The 19,143-nt window shown below is 42.2% G+C and carries 16 protein-coding genes; 5 read left to right on the plus strand and 11 right to left on the minus strand.

Annotation, left to right across the window (positions count from 1 at the left end; all coding sequences use genetic code 11):
• Positions 1 to 165: 165 nt before the first annotated feature.
• On the plus strand, positions 166 to 351 hold the full coding sequence (locus FSC11_RS04655; RefSeq protein WP_004815102.1) for an NF038105 family protein: 186 nt from the start codon (positions 166 to 168) through the stop codon (positions 349 to 351).
• Between the two features lie 78 nt (positions 352 to 429).
• On the opposite strand, the gene pal is transcribed toward FSC11_RS04655, so the two are convergent.
• From pal to FSC11_RS04695, 8 genes are all read right to left on the minus strand, one after another.
• Positions 430 to 1,002 carry a peptidoglycan-associated lipoprotein Pal gene (pal, locus tag FSC11_RS04660; RefSeq protein ID WP_004815103.1) on the minus strand — a complete coding sequence of 191 codons (573 nt, stop codon included), beginning with the start codon at positions 1,000 to 1,002 and terminating at the stop codon, positions 430 to 432.
• Between the two features lie 40 nt (positions 1,003 to 1,042).
• Complete coding sequence (gene tolB / locus FSC11_RS04665) at positions 1,043 to 2,326, minus strand: Tol-Pal system beta propeller repeat protein TolB (RefSeq protein ID WP_026056787.1); 1,284 nt, start codon at positions 2,324 to 2,326, stop codon at positions 1,043 to 1,045.
• A 204-nt stretch (positions 2,327 to 2,530) separates the two neighbouring features.
• Positions 2,531 to 3,769 (minus strand): cell envelope integrity protein TolA, encoded by a 1,239-nt coding sequence (gene tolA / locus FSC11_RS04670; protein WP_163165427.1) that lies wholly within the window; start codon positions 3,767 to 3,769, stop codon positions 2,531 to 2,533.
• Between the two features lie 3 nt (positions 3,770 to 3,772).
• The gene (tolR, locus tag FSC11_RS04675) at positions 3,773 to 4,222 is read right to left on the minus strand and encodes a protein TolR (RefSeq protein ID WP_004815110.1); all 450 of its coding nucleotides are present in this window, start codon (positions 4,220 to 4,222) and stop codon (positions 3,773 to 3,775) included.
• Positions 4,222 to 4,920: a protein TolQ gene (tolQ, locus tag FSC11_RS04680; protein ID WP_163165429.1), complete on the minus strand. Its 699-nt coding sequence runs from the start codon at positions 4,918 to 4,920 to the stop codon at positions 4,222 to 4,224. Before tolQ ends, tolR begins: the two co-directional genes overlap by 1 nt.
• A gap of 27 nt (positions 4,921 to 4,947) precedes the next feature.
• Entirely contained in the window at positions 4,948 to 5,355 is a 408-nt protein-coding gene (gene ybgC / locus FSC11_RS04685; protein ID WP_004815113.1) for a tol-pal system-associated acyl-CoA thioesterase, read from the minus strand.
• Between the two features lie 225 nt (positions 5,356 to 5,580).
• Positions 5,581 to 5,976, minus strand: coding sequence for a hypothetical protein (locus FSC11_RS04690; RefSeq protein WP_163165431.1), 396 nt, complete (start codon positions 5,974 to 5,976; stop codon positions 5,581 to 5,583).
• Positions 5,977 to 6,719: 743 nt separating this feature from the next.
• Positions 6,720 to 8,057, minus strand: coding sequence for an amidohydrolase (locus tag FSC11_RS04695; protein WP_163167716.1), 1,338 nt, complete (start codon positions 8,055 to 8,057; stop codon positions 6,720 to 6,722).
• 360 nt (positions 8,058 to 8,417) lie between these two features.
• Here FSC11_RS04695 and FSC11_RS04700 point away from each other — a divergent pair, with 360 nt between their 5' ends.
• Complete coding sequence (locus tag FSC11_RS04700; RefSeq protein ID WP_163165433.1) at positions 8,418 to 9,647, plus strand: acetamidase/formamidase family protein; 1,230 nt, start codon at positions 8,418 to 8,420, stop codon at positions 9,645 to 9,647.
• Between the two features lie 140 nt (positions 9,648 to 9,787).
• The gene (locus tag FSC11_RS04705; protein WP_163165435.1) at positions 9,788 to 10,528 is read left to right on the plus strand and encodes a hypothetical protein; all 741 of its coding nucleotides are present in this window, start codon (positions 9,788 to 9,790) and stop codon (positions 10,526 to 10,528) included.
• Between the two features lie 20 nt (positions 10,529 to 10,548).
• On the opposite strand, the gene ruvB is transcribed toward FSC11_RS04705, so the two are convergent.
• The 3 genes from ruvB to FSC11_RS04720 form a co-directional block, all read right to left on the minus strand.
• Positions 10,549 to 11,550 (minus strand): Holliday junction branch migration DNA helicase RuvB, encoded by a 1,002-nt coding sequence (gene ruvB, locus FSC11_RS04710; RefSeq protein ID WP_163165437.1) that lies wholly within the window; start codon positions 11,548 to 11,550, stop codon positions 10,549 to 10,551.
• 245 nt (positions 11,551 to 11,795) lie between these two features.
• On the minus strand, positions 11,796 to 12,398 hold the full coding sequence (gene ruvA / locus FSC11_RS04715; RefSeq protein WP_163165439.1) for a Holliday junction branch migration protein RuvA: 603 nt from the start codon (positions 12,396 to 12,398) through the stop codon (positions 11,796 to 11,798).
• A 117-nt stretch (positions 12,399 to 12,515) separates the two neighbouring features.
• Positions 12,516 to 13,856: a deoxyguanosinetriphosphate triphosphohydrolase gene (locus tag FSC11_RS04720; protein ID WP_004815127.1), complete on the minus strand. Its 1,341-nt coding sequence runs from the start codon at positions 13,854 to 13,856 to the stop codon at positions 12,516 to 12,518.
• Positions 13,857 to 14,360: 504 nt separating this feature from the next.
• On the opposite strand from FSC11_RS04720, the gene purL reads away from it, so the two are divergent.
• Entirely contained in the window at positions 14,361 to 18,194 is a 3,834-nt protein-coding gene (gene purL / locus FSC11_RS04725) for a phosphoribosylformylglycinamidine synthase (RefSeq protein ID WP_163165442.1), read from the plus strand.
• A gap of 788 nt (positions 18,195 to 18,982) precedes the next feature.
• The gene (locus tag FSC11_RS16390; RefSeq protein WP_004815134.1) at positions 18,983 to 19,108 is read left to right on the plus strand and encodes a KGW motif small protein; all 126 of its coding nucleotides are present in this window, start codon (positions 18,983 to 18,985) and stop codon (positions 19,106 to 19,108) included.
• The last annotated feature ends 35 nt before the right edge of the window (positions 19,109 to 19,143 follow it).

A 19,143-nucleotide genomic window follows, 5' to 3' on the forward strand; every position in this document is an offset into this window, starting at 1 on the left:
ATAAAAATTTATCAGAATGATAAAAATGTAATTGGGCTATATTTTAGATGAGAACGAGGTAAAAGAAAAATTAAACTGAGACTATTTGCTATGATTTTACACTTGCAAGTCCGCTAGAAAATGCTATGTTGATTAAAAGGAAAACATAGGTTCAGGAGCACAAATATGACAACATTAAAGTTTGATGCGACTCCTACGCCGAGCGAAGCCATTAATTTAGATGAAATTTCTGAAGATAAGATGAAGGAAGCCTGGAAGGCTTATGAGGCTAAGCCGGAGTATAAAGAGTTCAATAAACACGACATGATTGAGTCGATGCAGCATCCCGAGGACGAAGAAGCTCAACACTAAAATATTTTTCGCATTCAAAAAAAGCACTCATCAATGAGTGCTTTTTTATTTGCAGAACTGAGAACAGTTCCGGCAGTTTTATTTGAGTAGTGGTGGAACCGCTTCGTAGTTAATTTCTACACGACGGTTTTCTTTCCAGGCATTTTCGTCATGACCTGGATTCACTGGCATTTCTTTACCATAGCTCACCGCTTCAAGTTGACCTGCATTCACGCCAGTTGTTATCAGGAAGCTTTCTACCGCTTTGGCACGACGTTCACCAAGTGCCATGTTGTATTCACGTGTACCACGTTCATCGGTGTGACCTGTCAAAGCAACACGTGAATTGGCATTTGCCATCAGGAATTGGGCATGGGCTTGCAGGGTAAGAAGATCGTCATTTGACAGTTCGCTACTGTCATAGTCGAAGTGCACCACACGTTTTGCCAGGTAAGCTTTATTTTCAGCAGTCACACCTTTAGAAGATGCACCAGCCATGCTTTGTGCATTTAGTGCAGCATCTTCGCTCAAACCTTGAGTGTCGACAGTTGTTGCTGAACCTGTGCCAAGTTCACCAGTTTGCGTTTGTGTTGCCGGTTTACGGCTGGCACAGCCAGTCATCACTAGTGCAGCAGCCAGTAATGGAAGTGCGAATAATTGTACTTTTTTCATCTTCATCTCCATGAAGTTTTGAGTATGTTGAAGTAATGGATTATTTAGGTGCCCAAGCTGGTTCACGAACTTCACCTTGTTCACTTGGCAGGTTCATACGGAAACGGCCATCAAGTGACATGATCGATAGCAGCCCACGTGAACCTTCACGTGTTGCATAGACTACCATCTGACCATTTGGTGAGAAGCTTGGTGATTCATCCAGACTGGTAGGCGTGAGGATATTATTCACACCTGAATTCAAGTCTTGAATGGCAACTTTGTAATTACTGCCACTTGGACGGTGAACTAATGCCAGTTTTTTACCATCTGCGCTTAAAGTACCGCGAGCATTGAAAGCACCACGGAAAGTAAGACGCTTGGTTGCACTGTTGGCAAAATCATAACGATAGATCTGTGGTGAACCGCCGCGGTCAGAGGTAAAAATAAAAGATTTGCCATCTGGTGCATAACGCGCCTCAGTATCAATCGCTGAGTCATTTGTCAGTCGTTTTAACTGGCGAGTTTCCAGATTCATTTCATAGATTTCAGGATTGCCATGCATAGAAGCTGTAAATAGCATGCTCTTGCCATCTGGGGAAAAACTTGGCGCACCATTGAGACCACGGAAGCTGGCCAATTTTTCACGTTGACCAGTTGCCAGATTTTGTAGGTAAATTGCCGGACGTTTGGTTTCAAATGAAACATAGGCAATCTTTTTCGCATCTGGTGTCCAGGCTGGGGACAGGATTGGATCACGTGAAGTCAGGATGGTTTTTGGTTGTTCACCATCGGTATCAGCAATCTGCAGGGTATAACGCTGATCAGGTGTCGCAGGATTGCGCAGTACATAAGCAATACGGCCGCTGAAATCGCCCGGAATACCGGTCAATGCCTGGAAAATGGCATCACTGATCATGTGAGCAGCTTGACGGGTGCGTGTAGCCGGTACTGTTAACAGTTCATTCAATAGATACTGTTTTTTCTCAATATCATAAAGCTGATATTGAATTTCATAAGAACCATCAGCATTGGTTTTGGATGAGCCTGTTACCACATAAGGGACACCTGCAGTCGCCCAGGCATCCGCATTCGGATTATTCAGGGTTGCTGTTGCCGGCAGGTTTTTTGAAGCACTAGTAAACTTGCCAGAACGGTTCAGGTCATTTTCCACAATCGGGTAGATGCTCTGGTCCTGACTGAATGGCACGATCGCAATCTTTGGAGCTGCTTCAGGAGCCTTGGTAATTTCAAGATGCAGTTGCGCCTGTGATTGTGTTGCAGTCAGTGTGCCCAGCGCAGCGAATATGGCAAGGCAGAGTAAGTGTTTGCGCGTTTTTTCCATCATTCGTTATTTACTCAAATCAACGGATTTATTGTGAATATGATTGCGTTACATCATCGCATGAATTTGGCTGAATGAAACCACTCAGCAATGATCAAACTGTTATAACACTGTGAAAAGTGAATATTATTTTGCCGCTTTTTGCTGAAGTTTAACTTAAAAAAATAAAAGCCATAACTGTTTTTCAGATTATGGCTTAAATTTTCATTGTGCAGTGAAGGTAGAGGTGAAACTCCGGGCTTCACGCCGTGCATCTGGATCTGATGGCATCGGGTAGGGTGCAGCAGCACGAACTGCGGCTTCTACACTGGCTTTCATGTCCGGATCGCTGGCATTCACGATCACAGAAACCACAGAACCGCTGTCACTTAAGGTAACCCGGGCAGTCGCTTTCTGACCGGAAGAACCAGTAGGCGTATCCCAGGCACGCTTGATCTTATTTTCAAAGTCGCGTTTTGCTGTAGAGGCAATCCGTTTTACTTCAGCTTTTTTCTGGGCAGCTTCTTCAGCAGCCTGTTTAGCAGCAGAAGCTTTTGCCTCAGCCTCAGCCTGTGCTTTAGCTTCGGCATCCGCTTTAGCTTTCGCATCGGCAGCAGCTTTATTTTTGGCGGCGGCATCCGCTTTAGCTTTGGCATCTGCTTCGGCTTTGCGTTTGGCCTCAGCATCGGCTTTCGCTTTTGCAGCGGTATCCGATTTTTCCTTGGCAGCGGCATCTGCTTTGGCTTTCGCGGCAGCATCAGCCTTACGTTTTGCTTCGGCATCAGCTTTCGCTTTTGCATCAGCGGCAGCTTTATTTTTCGCAGCAGCATCGGCTTTTGCCTTAGCAGCAGCTTCAGCCTTGGCTTTCGCCTGTGCATCCGCTTGCTGTTTAGCTGCTAAGTCAGCTCGCTTTTGTGCTTCTAGTTTTGCTTTTTCTGCAGCAGCTGCTTTCTGCTGAGCTTGCTGTTCTGCACGGCGGGCAGCTTCTTGTTCAGCTTTTGATTTATTTGCAGAATCAGCTTTTGCTTTAGCAGCCGCTGCCTTGGCCTGTTCTGCAGCCTCAGCACGTTTTGCTGCTTCTGCTGCTTGTTGTTCAGTCTTGCGTTGTGCTGCTTCTGCGACTTTCGCTTCTTGTGCGGCCTTTTGAGTATCTACTTTTGGTGCCGGTGGCGTCACTGGAGGGGCAGCAGTTGGAATTACTGAGGCTGCTTCCGTAGGCTCAGCAGTCTGCGTGATCTGTTCTGCCACATTTTCATGGGCAGTTTCATCAAACTCGGTTTCTTCACGTGTGACCGGTTTTAGGTCTTCAGGATTTACCAGTACAGTTTTAATCTGTTTTGGCGGTTCCGGCGGTTTGCTCATCCCCAGATAAAGTAATCCCACCAAAGCGACTGTATGGACTCCGATCGTGAATCCAATCGCAAGCACTTTCTGCTTAGAGGGTGGCTTTTTGAAATCTTTCATAAATTACTTTATAGGGGCGGTAAGCAAGCCGACTTGTGCGAGACCGGCATCCTGTAGGGCAGACATGAGTTTCATGACTTCGCCATAAGGACGAGTCTCACTCCCATTAATCAAAACGCTAAGCTGTTTGTTCGCAGTCTGTGCTTCATTTTGTGCATTGGTCAGGACTGTTTTTAATTCATCGAGCGTTAACACATCATTTGCGTGATTTTTATCTTCTAATTTAATCGTACCATCTGCTTCTAAAGTCACGATGGCAGGGCGGTCCTCAGCTTGAATCGGATTGCTATTGGCTTGTGGCAAATCAACCTTAATACCGGTAGTAATCATAGGTGCCGTCACCATAAAAATCACCAGAAGCACCAACATCACGTCAATATAAGGCACGACGTTCATGTCACTTTTCAGTGGTTTTTTAATACGCTCAAAGCGTCCTGAACGTTGAATAGCCATTAGTCATTGTCCTGAGGCCGGCCAAGTGACTGACGTTGTAACAGGGCCACCATTTCTTCTGCGAACAGGGCACGATCAGAATAAACTGCTTCACCTTTAGCTGTGTAATGGTTGAATGCCAGGACTGCTGGAATGGCAGCAAATAAACCAATTGCAGTTGCAATTAAAGCTTCCGCAATGCCTGGCGCTACAGTTGCTAGCGTGACCTGATCCATATCTGCCAGACCAATGAAAGCATTCATGATGCCCCAGACTGTACCGAACAGACCGACATAAGGCGCAACTGAACCGATACTGGCCAAGGCACCTAAGCCATTTTCCAGGCTACCCTGATCACGGCTTAAGCCCACGCGCAGAATACGTTCAGTGCCTTCAATCGACTGGGTGGTAGAGGCATTGCGTTTTTTCAGTTTAAGAAATTCACCCAAGCCCTGATAGAAAATATCTTCCAGACCAGTACGTTTAGAGTTCAGCTGAGCATTGTTATAAAGCGTATTCAGTTCAGCACCAGACCAGAAGATCTTCTGAAAATGTTCATCTTCAGCCTGTGCTTTTTTGTAGCCCATGTAAAGCTTGGCAATCAGATACCAGCTATACAGAGATGCCAGTAAAAGAGACAGCATAACCAGTTGTACGACAGGGCTTGCTTGTAAAATAAGATCTGATACTTGTAGGGATGATGCTAACTCGGTTGCCATAGTGTTTACATGTGCCAATTCATTTTTTTAATCTTGTTCCAATTCTTGTCGAATCAGGTCGCGTATTTCATCAGGTAGGCGACGTGGACGCATATCAGCGCCGATACAGGCCAGCTCTACCTCACCCGATGCAAGCATGATTTCACCACGATAAATATTTTGTTGCAATACAAAAGATGAAGCTTTAAGTGAAACGACACTTGCAGTGACGGTAATTAAGTCATCCATCATAATAGGACGCGAATATTTCACGTTAATTTTATGTACGACAAAATTGTAATCTTTTTGATGCCAGTAGTGGCTAATGCCTGATGCACGCAGCCATTCGGTACGTGTACGTTCCATAAAGCGAATATGATTGGCGTGATAGACAATGCCACCCGCATCTGTGTCTTCAATATAAACGCGGATATTGAATTCAAATTTATTCGCCATAATGCTTTTCCATTGGTTTTACATGCAGATTAATGCTGCTTTCTGCACCTAATTTTGAGCTTAGAATTTGCCAAAATCAGGCTACAAGTCAAGTGATATCAGGCTGGGCAGTTTAGCATACTGACTTTTTTGACCAATGGCACAAGATTTCAAAGACGTGAAAAATTTTACCTGTAGGGGCGGTATTAGAGAGACCGCTAGCGATAAGAACTAATCAATTAATTTTTAAACAGTCCTACATTGAACTGGATGATTGTCATAGTCGCCTTTAAAGAAAATGGATTGCGTATCGCGGTTTATGGACAGTACATAACTTGGACTGTTATGAGGGTGATCACGATCTACCCAGCGAATTTGAGGAAGTTGAAGTAGGGGTTGAGCGTTGACGTAAGTCAATGAAGCTTCACCATTCCAGCAGGCATTTTCGGCACAGATGGAGACATGTTTATGACGATTGACTGAGATTGTTAATTTATCTGGTGAAGAACTAGATGGGTTTTTAATACAATTTGGATGCGGGCAAAGACTTTGCAAAATTGCATTATTGCACTCCCAGACATCTTGGGCAGAAGTCATTGCTGGATATAAAATAGCGCAGGTCGCCAATAAGAACACTTTCATGACTTAATCCTCATTGAATACTTTTTTATAGTCTTAGAATGCCTATCTGCTGATCTTTATTTGTATTTTGAAAAGGATGTATGGAAGAAAATTTAATCAGAATAGACAGTTTAAGCTTTATATTTTTTCTGAAGAATTTTAATCACTTTTTATTTTAAGTGAGTATTGCTTCTCATTTTTTAATTTAAAAGGTTTATATAGACCGATCAATATCTTCAGAAAAAGGATTTGTAGCGAACGGTAAAGAGTAAGCATAATATGTAATAAAGAATTAAAGTTTTAAATCATATAATATATTTAACATGCTTGAATATTAGACGATAAGAGAGGAGATATTGAAGAAAAAATATACTTGAAAATACAAGTTATTTAGACAGCTTTTAAATAGATGAATGGCATGCATGCTATTAAATAATAGCTAAAAGAAATTAATCTCATCTTATACAGGTTTTTATTAAATTAATTGAAAAATATTAAGAATCACCAGCAAAAAAGTGAGTAAATCACCTGTTCTGATTCAAACACTAGACTCTAGCTGATTTGATCTGTTTTTTATTATAAGAGTTCATAAACTGATTTTCTTTCTAAGGGGAGCTGTAAATAGTACGGTAAATATCTACCTAGGATTATTCCGGAATATAAGACAAGAGAGCAGATGTTTAATCAGAATAGATAAAAAAGTGTTGTATCGAAAGATGAAAAAATGAATGAGTCTAAAAACTCATTCATTTAGATGCATCATATTATTTCTTCTTTTTCCAGTTGGCCTGCACCTGCTCAGCTACTTTTGGATAGTCCATAATAAAGCGAACATGACTTTCTATACCGGTTTTCAGGGTCGCATCATCCACAATGAAATTCGGGTTATGGTTTGGTGCGGCCTGATTCATATCCTGATCAGCTGGTGTTGCTCCAACAAACACAAACAGGGATGGCATCAGCTGGCCATAGTAAGCAAAATCTTCACTAGCGCTGGCATTGTTGTCTAAAACATGCAGTTTATCTTCGCCATGTACGCTTGCTAAGGTCGGATGCATTAATTCAGTCAAGGTTTTATCATTGGTGGTGACTGGTGCATAGGGAGAGATTTCAACCTTGACCTTGACATCGTTGGCAGCAGCATTGTGTTCCAGCATTTTCGGCAAGTCTTTTAAAATGCCTTGACGCACATCTTCACTATTGGAGCGGATGGTGCCGACCATATTGACCTGATCTGGAATGACATTACCGGTTGTGCCGCCCTGTATGCTGCCAATACTGACCACGCCCATCCCTTTAGTCAGGTCGGCTTTACGGCTGATCAGACTTTGTAAATTGGTCACCATCTGGGCAGAAGCATAGATCGGGTCTTTACCTGCCCAAGGCATGGAACCATGTACCTGACTGCCATTCACTTGAATACGTAGATGATCGGCACTATTCAAAATTGCGCCATCTTTATAGAAAATATTGCCACTTGGCATACCTGCCATGACATGCATCCCGAAAATCACTTCAGGTTTTGGATTGTTCAAGGCACCATCGGCAATCATTTTGCGTGAGCCAATCTGATCACCATGGGTGAAGTTATCGATATCGGCACCGCCTTCTTCGGCCGGCTGGAATACAAACACCACTGTTCCTGTAATCTTGTCCTTATTAGCGGCCAGAACCTTGGCTGCACCCAATAACATCGCAGTATGTGCATCATGTCCACAGGCATGCATCACATAAGATTCTTTGCCTTGATAAATGGCTTTTTGTTTGCTGGCGAAAGGCACAGGTGCAGTTTCTTTAATTGGTAGTGCATCCATATCTGCGCGTAAGGCCATCACAGGGCCAGGTTTTGCACCTTTTAATACACCGATTACACCGGTTTTGGCATAGCCTTTACGTACTTCAATACCATAGGACTTCAGTTCCCTTTGCACCAGTTCGGAGGTTTTAAATTCCATATTGCCTAGTTCCGGGTGTTGGTGGATATGCTGGCGTAATTTGATGGTATGAGCTTCAGCTTTCTGCACAGAATTATCAATCCAGTCTGCCAGACTCATCTGACTGGCAAACGCAAGTGGAAGACAAAGACAAAGCTGCTTATACATATTCATATCTGGGGAGAACCTTAAGAATCGGAGATGGTTAAAAGGATATTCTAGAATGGCATACTGGCTTTAAATTAACCAAAACCTGCACGGTATATAGTCAATACTTCTAAGGTATAAAGAGGGAGTTACCTTGCTGTTTAAGGAAATTATTCAGTAAGTTTTATTGTAATTTTATGTATCACAGGGACATGTAGTTTTTCTCTCTTCATATACCTGCTTTCTATATTGAAATTTATTCAAAGAAGTATAGATCGATCAAATGATTAAATTTTGAATATTTATGATGGGGTATGTACCAGATTGGCATTGGGATTGCATGAAGTTAGCTTGCATTAATTTTTCATGGAATTTGAACATATGTTAAAACCTTTAGCTTTGTCTCTTGCTGTTGCAGCAAGCTTTTCTTTTATTTCTGCACATGCGGTAGCTGAAGATTTTAAAATTTTAAAACAGCTTGAAAGTAAACCAGTCTTACTCAAAAGTGGGGAATATAAAGGGAATTATTATGTTCCAAGCACCTTGAATACCATCACTTGGGGCTATTTACCTAACAAAGATGCCAAACCTGTGTTGACCATTCCATCAGGCAGCACTATTACCTTTGATACAGTTTCGCATGAAGGCTTGCTTGAAGACCAAGGGCGTGATGCTGAAAAGTATTTCACTTCTAAAGGTGTGAAACCTGAGCATATTTTGCCTGAAGCGAAACTAATTACAGGTTCAAAGCTGAAACACGATTTCCATAAAGACGGTCCACATATTATTACCGGACCTGTCTATGTTAAAGATGCGATGCCAGGTGATATTTTAAAAGTCGAGATTTTAAAGGTTGAGCCACGTGTGCCGTATGGTGTGATTTCGAACCGCCATGGTAAAGGCACATTGCCTGAGTTTCCTAAGCGTCAAAAGCATGATCATGCATCGCCTGCAAACCCAGAAGCCTATGGCAATGTTTCCATCTTTACTCCAATTGAAAAGAATAAAGAGGGTGTTTGGGAAGGTATTTTAAAAACCGAGTCAGGCAAAGCAATTCGTTTCCCATTGAATCCATTTATGGGCACGATGGGCGTTGCACCAAATACGAGCGACCCTGTGCATTCTGTGCCACCATCGTTCTATGGCGGTAACATTGATATTAATGATTTAACCGCAGGTGCGACGGCTTATTATCCTGTACAAGTGCCGGGTGCGTTGTTCTATACAGGTGATAGTCACTTTGTTCAAGGTGATGGTGAGGTCGCACTGACCGCACTTGAAGGTTCTGCACGTGCGACCTTTAAAATTACGGTGTTAAAAGCGGGGAGTGACAAAATACCAGGTAAGTCATTAAAGCAGCCTTTGGGTGAAAATGATGAGTTTTGGATTACACCAGGTTTAGATGAAGACCTTGATGAAGCGATGCGTAAGTCGACTCGTGAAGCAGTACGTTTTCTGGTTGATGAATATGGGATTTCAGAAGAAATTGCCTATGCGTATTTAAGCGCTGCGACGGATTTTGAGGTGTCTCAAGTGGTCGATAAAACCAAAGGGATTCATGCCATGATTCGTAAAGCGGACTTTAAGGAGTTTAAGAAAGAAGAAAAATAAGCAGAATAAAACTTAGAAAAAGGTTTGTGCTTTTGCCAACTGATTTAGACATGGTCAGTTGGCTTTTTCTTTTGTCACGATTTGAAAGTGTTTAGAATATAAAGAATTATTAGTCGATTTTAAATAAGAAAGGGGATAACGTGGCAATAGAAGAAAAACAAGCTTTGGTACTAGAACAGCCTAAAGATCAGAAAGTATATTTAGATTTGCAGCATTCAACAGATACCACAGCGATTTGGTCTTTTGCCATTGCGATGGTAATTGCTTTTATATTAGGAATATCAGCCACAATTATTGCAATTTGGTATGGAAGAAAAAGTTTTGATTTAACAAAGCAATCTTTTGACTCATTAGTTAAACAAATCGAGAGTTCTGAAAAAATAACAGTTGCCTCTAATAATGGACTTGCACAATCTCAGGCAGATAGTAAGTTAACTGAATTAAGATTTTTGTATAAGAATTCAGAAATACAAAATCTTAGAAAAATGATCGCAGACTATTTTGCAACAGTCGTTGCTTTGAATACCCATATGGTATTTAAGGTAAGTTTTTTGAAAGATAATAAATTTTTAAATGATAATGATGAAAATAAATATATTCATGAATTATTTGATGAGATAAAAAGATATGCCAATGAAATTTTTACATTTAGTTTTCAAATTGATCTAATGCTGGATATGGATAATTCTAATGAAGAGAAAAAAATTGGAAATGAGCTAAATAATTTAAATAAAGCTCTTAATAAAATAATAGGAAATTTAGCTATGAATAAAAAAGATATTATAGATTCTGTAGTCGAATTTGGATTTGTATTTGACAGAGTTAAAGAAAAGCTTACTAAATATATATTAGCTGAAATTCAACTACATAAGGGAGAATAAATCTCCCTTATAAATCACTTCTATTTCGGTTCAGGCGGTGTCATCCCAAACTGCAAATACGCCATATTGGTTGCAATACGACCACGTGCAGTACGCATGACATACCCTTGCTGAATTAAATACGGCTCAATCACATCTTCAAGCGTTCCTGAATCTTCAGCCATTGCTGCAGCCAACGCTTCAACACCCGCAGGACCACCATCAAAACGCTCAAGCAGCATGGACAAATAACGACGGTCAAGCGTATCTAAACCATCTTTATCGACTTTCAGCATATCTAGCGCACGTTGTGCCATGTCTTGGGTCACTTCGCCTGTGCCTTTAACCTGTGCATAGTCACGCACACGACGTAATAAACGGTTAGCAATACGTGGTGTACCACGAGAGCGGCGAGCAACTTCAAGCGCACCTTCGTTAGTCATTGGCACATCCATCAAACTCGCTGAACGTTTCACAATATGGGTTAAGTCTTCAACTGAATAGAACTCTAGACGCTGCACAATCCCGAAACGGTCACGCAGCGGAGAGGTGAGCAAACCTGCACGTGTGGTAGCAGCCACCAACGTAAATGGCGGTAAATCCAGTTTAATCGAACGTGCCGCAGGACCTTCACCAATCATGATGTCGAGTTGGTAATCTTCCATCGCCGGGTAAAGAATTTCTTCAATCACGGGTGAAAGACGATGAATTTCATCAATAAATAAAACGTCACCTTCCTCTAAGTTGGTCAGCATGGCTGCCAAGTCACCCGCACGCTCTAAAACTGGACCAGAAGTCGACTTTAAGTTACCGCCCATTTCACGTGCGATAATATTGGCCAGCGTGGTCTTGCCCAGACCGGGAGGACCAAAGATCAGGGTATGATCAAGAGCTTCTTCACGGCCACGGGCTGCACCGATAAAAATTTCCATTTGCTCACGAACCACTGGCTGACCAATGTAGTCATCGAGGGAGGTTGGGCGAATCGCACGATCAAACTGATCTTCGGGTTTTTCAGAACCACTGATGAGACGGTCTTGCATATCTATTAACTTAATCTCTTTATTGAAGCTGTTTGATGCTGCGGAAACAGCCTCAAATAATGATTTGTGTTTAGCTGCCATTGTGTAGGCGTTGTTTTACTTTTGAAAGATCAAAAGTAACAAAAATCTTTTGTTGAGTTGAGGGTACGTCCTGTACCCCAACTCAACTGGCGACATCCATGTCGCGAGTAATTTATATAAATAGGAGAATAAACAAACTTATTTAACATTAAGTCATTTTCCTATTATTTATTCATCGACTTTAATGCCGCACGGATAATATCACTGGCTTCAGTAAAATCACCTTTGGCTGCATTAACCAGTTTTTGGGCTTCCAGAGGTTTGTAACCCAATGACTGTAATGCAGCTTCCGCTTCTGCCACTGCAGAATTGCCAGTAAATTGAATTTGCTCAGTGGTAGAGTTGCTTGGTGCTGTACCTGAAGCCATGGCTTTAAAGCGATCACGTAATTCAATCATTAAACGTTCTGCAGTTTTTTTGCCGACACCTGGCACTTTCACCAGTGTATTCACATCTTCATGTTCAACGGTATGAATCAGCATTTCTACACTCAGGGTAGACAGAATGCCAAGTGCCATTCTAGGGCCAACGCCGTTCACCTTTAATAAAGTGCGGAAAATAGTTTTTTCCTGGGCATTGATAAAGCCATAAAGTAACTGGGCATCTTCACGCACAGCTAGATGCGTCCATAGGGTAATTTTCTGGCCTTTTTGCAACTGACAAAAAGTGGTCAGTGGTGTATCAATTTCATAACCGACACCATTTACATTCAACAAAACAGTCGGTGCTTCCAGTACCAGCACTTCACCAATCAGACATCCAATCATTTTTTATAAATACTCAATTTCAATACGGGCATATTAGTCAGCATTCGGGCCAAAGGCAAAATACTGCAAATTAAAAAGTTGCGATTTGCCGAGATTATCAGCAAATCGTGTAAATCATTAAATTAATCCAGCTTTATTGCCATGCAGTTCCTGAGCCAGGTTATAAGCCTGATGATCCGAAAACTTGGAAATAATATCCAGTACCTGCATGATATTGTCATAATGATCTGCATGGAACTGTGCACCTGAACGGTTCAGAATCGCCATCAGGCGCTGTTCCTTAAAGCTCAGGTTTTTATGGGGTGTGGTTAAGGGAATAAAGGCATCCAGAATGGTTTGCAGACTCTGATGGGCAATAATTTCCAGACCGGCTTTTTGCGGATGTTCAAAGATTTTGTCTCTCGCCAGTTCTTTGGCCCGGTTAATCCCGATCTCTATGTCTGAACTGCAATAACCTAGCAATGAGCCTTTTAGCTGACCCATCAAAATTTCCTGCTGGTGATGGGCAAATGCCGTCGTGACTTCAGCTACCAGACGTTTCATTACCCGACCACGCAGGGCAGCAATTTTTTGCTGCCAGGTTGTATCCGGCATCCCGATCTCGGAAGGTGTTCCATAATCGCCTAACAAGTTTAAAAATACTGGTTCTACTTCGGCATAGCTGAGCATATTCAGACTGATGCCATCTTCGAGATCAATCAGGGCATAACAGATATCATCGGCAGCTTCGAGCAGATAGGTTAGGGGATGACGACAGTAGCGATATTCACCCAGCTGTATCAGTCCAAGCTGTTCAGCAATTTCTTTTAAAATCTCTTTTTCAGACTGATAACAACCAAATTTCGGACGATGGCTGGCTGGCGTATTGCCAGTAGGATCGATGGTCTGAGAGAGCCATGGATATTTCAAGTAAGCACCTAAAGTGGCATAGGTCAAACGCATACCGCCATCGTTAGGATGATAGTCAATCTTGGTCAGCAGGCGCAGACCTTGAGCATTACCTTCAAACTGACGAACATCGGCTTCCTGCTCCGGACTTAAGTTTTTCAGGAAATCAGTATGAGAGGCATCATCAAACCATTCACGAATAGCGTATTCACCGGCATGGCCAAAAGGCGGATTACCAATATCATGTGCCAGACAGGCAGCCTGAATGATGGCACCGACATCGGCAGGAGAAATCCAGGGAGGTAACTGATCCTTAATTTTTTCCGCAGCCAGCATACCCAGGGAACGCCCAATACAGGACACTTCCAGTGAATGGGTTAAACGGGTATGAATGCCATCATGCTGAGTCAGAGGGTGGACCTGGGTTTTACGATTTAGCTGGCGAAAACTTTGCGAAAAAATAATACGATCATAGTCTTTATGGAACGGGCTACGCGCCAGTTCAGAACTTTGCTTTTTGCTGCCAATACGGACAGTGGAGAGTAATTCCAGCCAACGCATTTGAGTCATTTATCATTATTCAATCAATTCTTTAACGCATGATGCCAAAAATGGAGCTAAAAATATATGGAGTTGCGACATAAGTTGCCGTCTTAAAGTGAGATAAGAGTAAAGAGTTTTTAAAAGATGATTTTAATATTGAGATACTTCAATAGACGACAAGAAATATTTATTTTCAAATAAAGGGAGTTTTTTTAAGGTATTCGGCACACTGAAGCAAGTAAGAAGGTTTAATTCTAGATAAATTTGTTGTTGAAAAATAATACAATTTTGCGACTAAAAATAAAACTTTAACGGTTTTGATTTTTCTGCAAGAAAATGTGTTAATCTAATCGACTACATTAAATTTTTTTAACTGAAAATAAAAGTATTATTTTAAAAATCCTGATAGTTTAGCGATCAGATTTATTAATTCCTCACTAGCTGATTCCAGTATTTCACAGTAGAATATGCGCTCTCTCAAGTCACATTGTGGCATGGTTCACAAGACCATCCCGTGGAGCCAAAATCAGCATGTTTATCGTTGCCGGTGCACCTGCACATTCTTCTTTTAAGAAAACTCAACTACTTTCGCGTTTGTCGTCAATTAGTTCTGTTCAATCACTAGAAAGTCAATTTGTTTATCTTTTTGACCAAGCGCTCAACGAGCAAAAACAGCAATCCGCTTTACAGCTTCTCAACGATGGTCAATCATTTGAACTGCACCAGGCTGCAAGTGATGAAATCCAGATTTTAGTCACACCGCGTGTCGGCACGATTTCGCCGTGGTCCTCGAAAGCGACTGATATTTTCAAGAATTGTAATACACCGGTTCATCGTCTTGAACGCGGTGTTTTATTTACGCTGAAGGGTGTAAAAGAGCTTTCTACAGAAGCATTACAGGTCTTGCATGACCGCATGACTGAAAGCGTATTTAACGCAATTGACGATGCGGCTGCACTATTCATCGAAACTGCGCCAAAACCTTTGAACTCGATTGATATTCTGGGTCAAGGAAAAGAAGCACTGGTAAAAGCCAATAACGAGTTTGGTTTTGCACTGTCTGATCAGGAAATTGATTATCTGACAGAAGCGTTCACTAAACTGGGCCGTAACCCGAATGACATCGAACTGATGATGTTTGCTCAGGCAAACTCTGAACACTGCCGTCATAAAATCTTTGGTTCTGAATGGACCATTGATGGTGAAGTTCAGCCATTGTCATTGTTCCAGATGATCAAAAATACCTATAAAGAATCACCAACAGACGTATTGTCAGCATATAAAGACAACGCATCCGTGATTGTTGGTTTTGATACCCAGCGTTTCTACCCAACGCAAGAAGAAAACGGTCAACACATTTATAAATACAAGAGCCAGGCTGCTCACATCCTGATGAAAGTGGAAACCCACAACCATCCAACAGCGATTGCACCATTTGCCGGTGCAGCGACAGGTTCAGGCGGCGAAATCCGTGATGAAGGCGCAACAGGTCGTGGTGGTAAGCCAAAAGCTGGTTTAACTGGTTTCACCGTATCTAACCTGAATATTCCTGGCTTTGAACAGCCTTGGGAAGAAAATTACGGCAAACCATCACGTATGGCATCTCCACTTCAAATCATGATTGAAGGTCCATTGGGTGGTGCCGCGTTTAACAATGAATTTGGTCGTCCTGCATTAAATGGTTACTTCCGTACTTTTGAACAAAATGTAAATGGCGAAGTCAAAGGTTTCCATAAGCCAATCATGATTGCCGGTGGCTACGGTAATATCCGTTCAGACCATGTTGAAAAAGATGCAATCCAGCCAGGCGATTTACTGATCGTTCTTGGTGGTCCTGCGATGCTGATCGGTCTTGGCGGTGGTGCAGCGTCTTCTGTAGACAGCGGTAAACTTGGTGAAAACCTGGACTTTGCTTCGGTACAACGTGAAAACCCGGAAATGGAACGCCGTTGTCAGGAAGTGATTGATACTTGCTGGCGCATGGAAGATCACAACCCGATCGTTTCAGTACACGATGTAGGTGCGGGTGGTATTTCAAATGCAATGCCTGAACTTGTGAACGATCATGAGCTTGGTGCGGTACTTGATCTGCGTAAGATTCCATCGCTTGAACCAGGTATGTCTCCAATGGAAATCTGGTCAAACGAAGCACAAGAGCGTTATGTACTTGCGATCCGTCCGTCTTCATTAGAATTATTTGAATCAATCTGTGCACGTGAACGTTGTCCGTTTGCGGTACTGGGTGAAGCGACTGAAGCGCGTCATTTAACTGTTGAAGATCCGTTATTCGGCAACAAACCTGTGGATATGCCAATGCAGGTGATGCTTGGCGGTACACCACGTATGAGCCGCTCATACGAAACGGCTGAACGCAAAGGCGACGACTTCGATGCGTCTAAAGTGACTGATCTTAAAGATGCGATTTATCGTGTCATTAAGAACCCGACGGTTGCCTCTAAATCATTCTTGATCACCATTGGTGACCGTTCGATTACCGGTATGGTTGCACGTGACCAGATGGTTGGTCCATGGCAAGTGCCTGTAGCCGATGCTGCAGTCACCACAACAAGCCTTGTAGGTTACACTGGTGAAGCAATGGCAATGGGCGAACGTCCACCAGTTGCATTGTTAAACCCAGCAGCTTCTGCGCGTTTATCTGTTGCTGAATCAATCTCGAATATCATGTCTGCCAAGATTGAGCAAATCAGCGATATTAAATTGTCTGCGAACTGGATGGCTGCTGCTGGTCAACCGGGTGAAGACCAAGCATTGTTCGAAGGCGTTAAAGCGATTGGTATGGAAATGTGCCCAGCATTGGGTATCGCGATTCCAGTGGGTAAAGACTCATTGTCTATGCGTACCACGTGGAATGACGAAGGCGAAGACAAATCTGTCACTTCTCCAATGTCAGGCGTGATCACTGCATTTGCACCAGTCACTGATGTTCGTAAAACATTAACACCTGAGCTTAAAAACCTTGAGTCTGTACTGGTACGTATCGACTTGTCTAAAGGTCAATTCCGCCTTGGCGGTTCGATCCTGGCTCAGGTTTACAAAGCAATCGGTTCAGTAACTCCCGATGTCGATAGCTTCGATGACTTCAAAGCATTCTTTGCTCTAGTTCAAGACTGGAACAACCGTGGTCTGATCAAGGCTTACCATGACATCGGTGATGGTGGTTTACTAGCAACTGTTACGGAAATGATGTTTGCTTCACGTCTGGGTGTGGCATTAGAAGAACAATCGGTTGCAGGTCTATTTGCTGAAGAAATTGGTGCAGTGCTTCAAATCGCGAAAGCAGATTGGGAAGCGTTACAAGCTGAAGTTGCAGCATCTACATTGAAAGATGCAATCAGCGTAGTTGGTACTGTGAACAATACAGACCAATTGTCTGTAAACGGTCTTGTACTTGAACGTGCTGATCTGCAAGTAGCTTGGACTGAAGTTTCTCACCAAATCCAACGTTTACGTGACAACGTAGAAACTGCGGACCAAGAATTTGCATTAGTTACAGACAAAGCGCACAAAGGTTTGATTGCTCAACCGACATTCGACCTGAATGAGCAAATCGAAGCACCGTTCATTAACTCACGTCGTCCAAGTATGGCTATTCTGCGTGAGCAAGGTGTCAACGGTCATGTCGAAATGGCAGCTGCGTTCGACAAAGTTGGTTTTAGTACAGTTGACGTACACATGAGCGACCTGCTGGCAGGCCGTATCAGCCTTGATGATTTCGAAGGTCTGGTGACATGTGGTGGCTTCTCTTATGGTGACGTATTGGGTGCAGGCGGCGGCTGGGCAAAATCAGTACTGTTTAACCAGCAACTGCGTGACCAGTTTGAGAAATTCTTTAACCGCCAGGAAACCTTCTCTTTAGGTATTTGTAACGGTTGTCAGATGTTGTCTCAATTGGCTCCATTGATTCCAGGTGCGGATGCATGGCCTCGTTTCCATCGCAACAAGTCAGAAGTATTTGAAGCGCGTAGCGTAAACGTTCGTGTAGAGAAATCTCATTCTGTATTGCTTGAAGGTATGGAAGGCTCAATCCTGCCAATCGCTGTGGCTCATGGTGAAGGTCGTGTGGTTGCATCAGCTCAAAGCATTGCTGCGTTGAATGCCAATAACCAGGTAATCATGCGTTATGTAGATAGCCAGGGTAATGCAACGGAGCAATATCCATTGAACCCGAACGGTTCGCCTGAAGGTATCTCTGGTGTGACCTCTAAAGATGGTCGTGCAACGATCCTGATGCCACACCCTGAGCGTAACTTCCGTGCAATCCAGCATTCTTGGAAACCAGAAGACTGGGATCAGGATGGTGCTTGGTTACGTATGTTCCGTAATGCTCGTAAATTTATTGGTTAATTAAATCAGTGAATTGAGAAAGCCACCGGAAGGTGGCTTTTTTTATTTGCCAAAACTCGTTTTGTATAATTCTCATATGTCAGTTGAATTTAGCTGAATTGTATTATGAAGTTAGAGGTAGAGTTTATTACAGCTTTATTTGATGCATAAAATAATTATAAAAATAATGACAGTGTTTATATTCACGTTTTTAGCAGGTTGTGAGTGGTATATGTGGGGAGTGAACTTTCATCGAATCGATACGGCTAAAAAATAGGATAGTTGCCAAAGCTCAGCGCAAGCAGTATTAATGGTAGATAAAACTGACACGATTCATGTGAGAAGATTAAATTTTGAAGTCGCACGAGCAATCTCTTACATATATGATGTATTTCCTCTAGAAAATCATGTTTCATCGAATGTTGTGAAAAGTATGAGGACAATCACAACCAATACTAAACAACGCTTTCACGAAAAATTAGAATTTTCTAAAGCATTGGATGGTACTTCGATGATAATGCCGCGAGATGATTATTGTAATTAATAGTTTTTAAAACAATAACTAAAATTTATCATATGGAAAAATAGTAATTTATTCAGTAAGATGTAGATACTCAGCCACTCATTCGGTGGTTTTTTGTTTTAAAGCATTTTGCTTTTATTTTTAATCTCTCACTGAACTGGTTTGGATTTTGCTTTTATATAGGTATAGAGGTGATATTGTGTAATTTATGCACAATAGATATGCATTTTAAAGCAAAGATGATATAGATCATTTCAGTATCAACACTCATGTATGAGGTGATGACATGGCTAAAACACTCAGAATAATAGATAGAACGGAACTACGTCAGAAAGGTTGGTGGTTATTTGGTTTTGTTGTTGGTTTACAGGTGCTATTTTTGCTAGGCAGTTATTTGCTACAGGGTTCTTGATCATCAGATTTAATAAAAGCCACCGAGAGGTGGCT

Origin of the sequence: Acinetobacter schindleri (assembly GCF_010918895.1) — a bacterium.
GTDB lineage: Bacteria > Pseudomonadota > Gammaproteobacteria > Pseudomonadales > Moraxellaceae > Acinetobacter > Acinetobacter schindleri.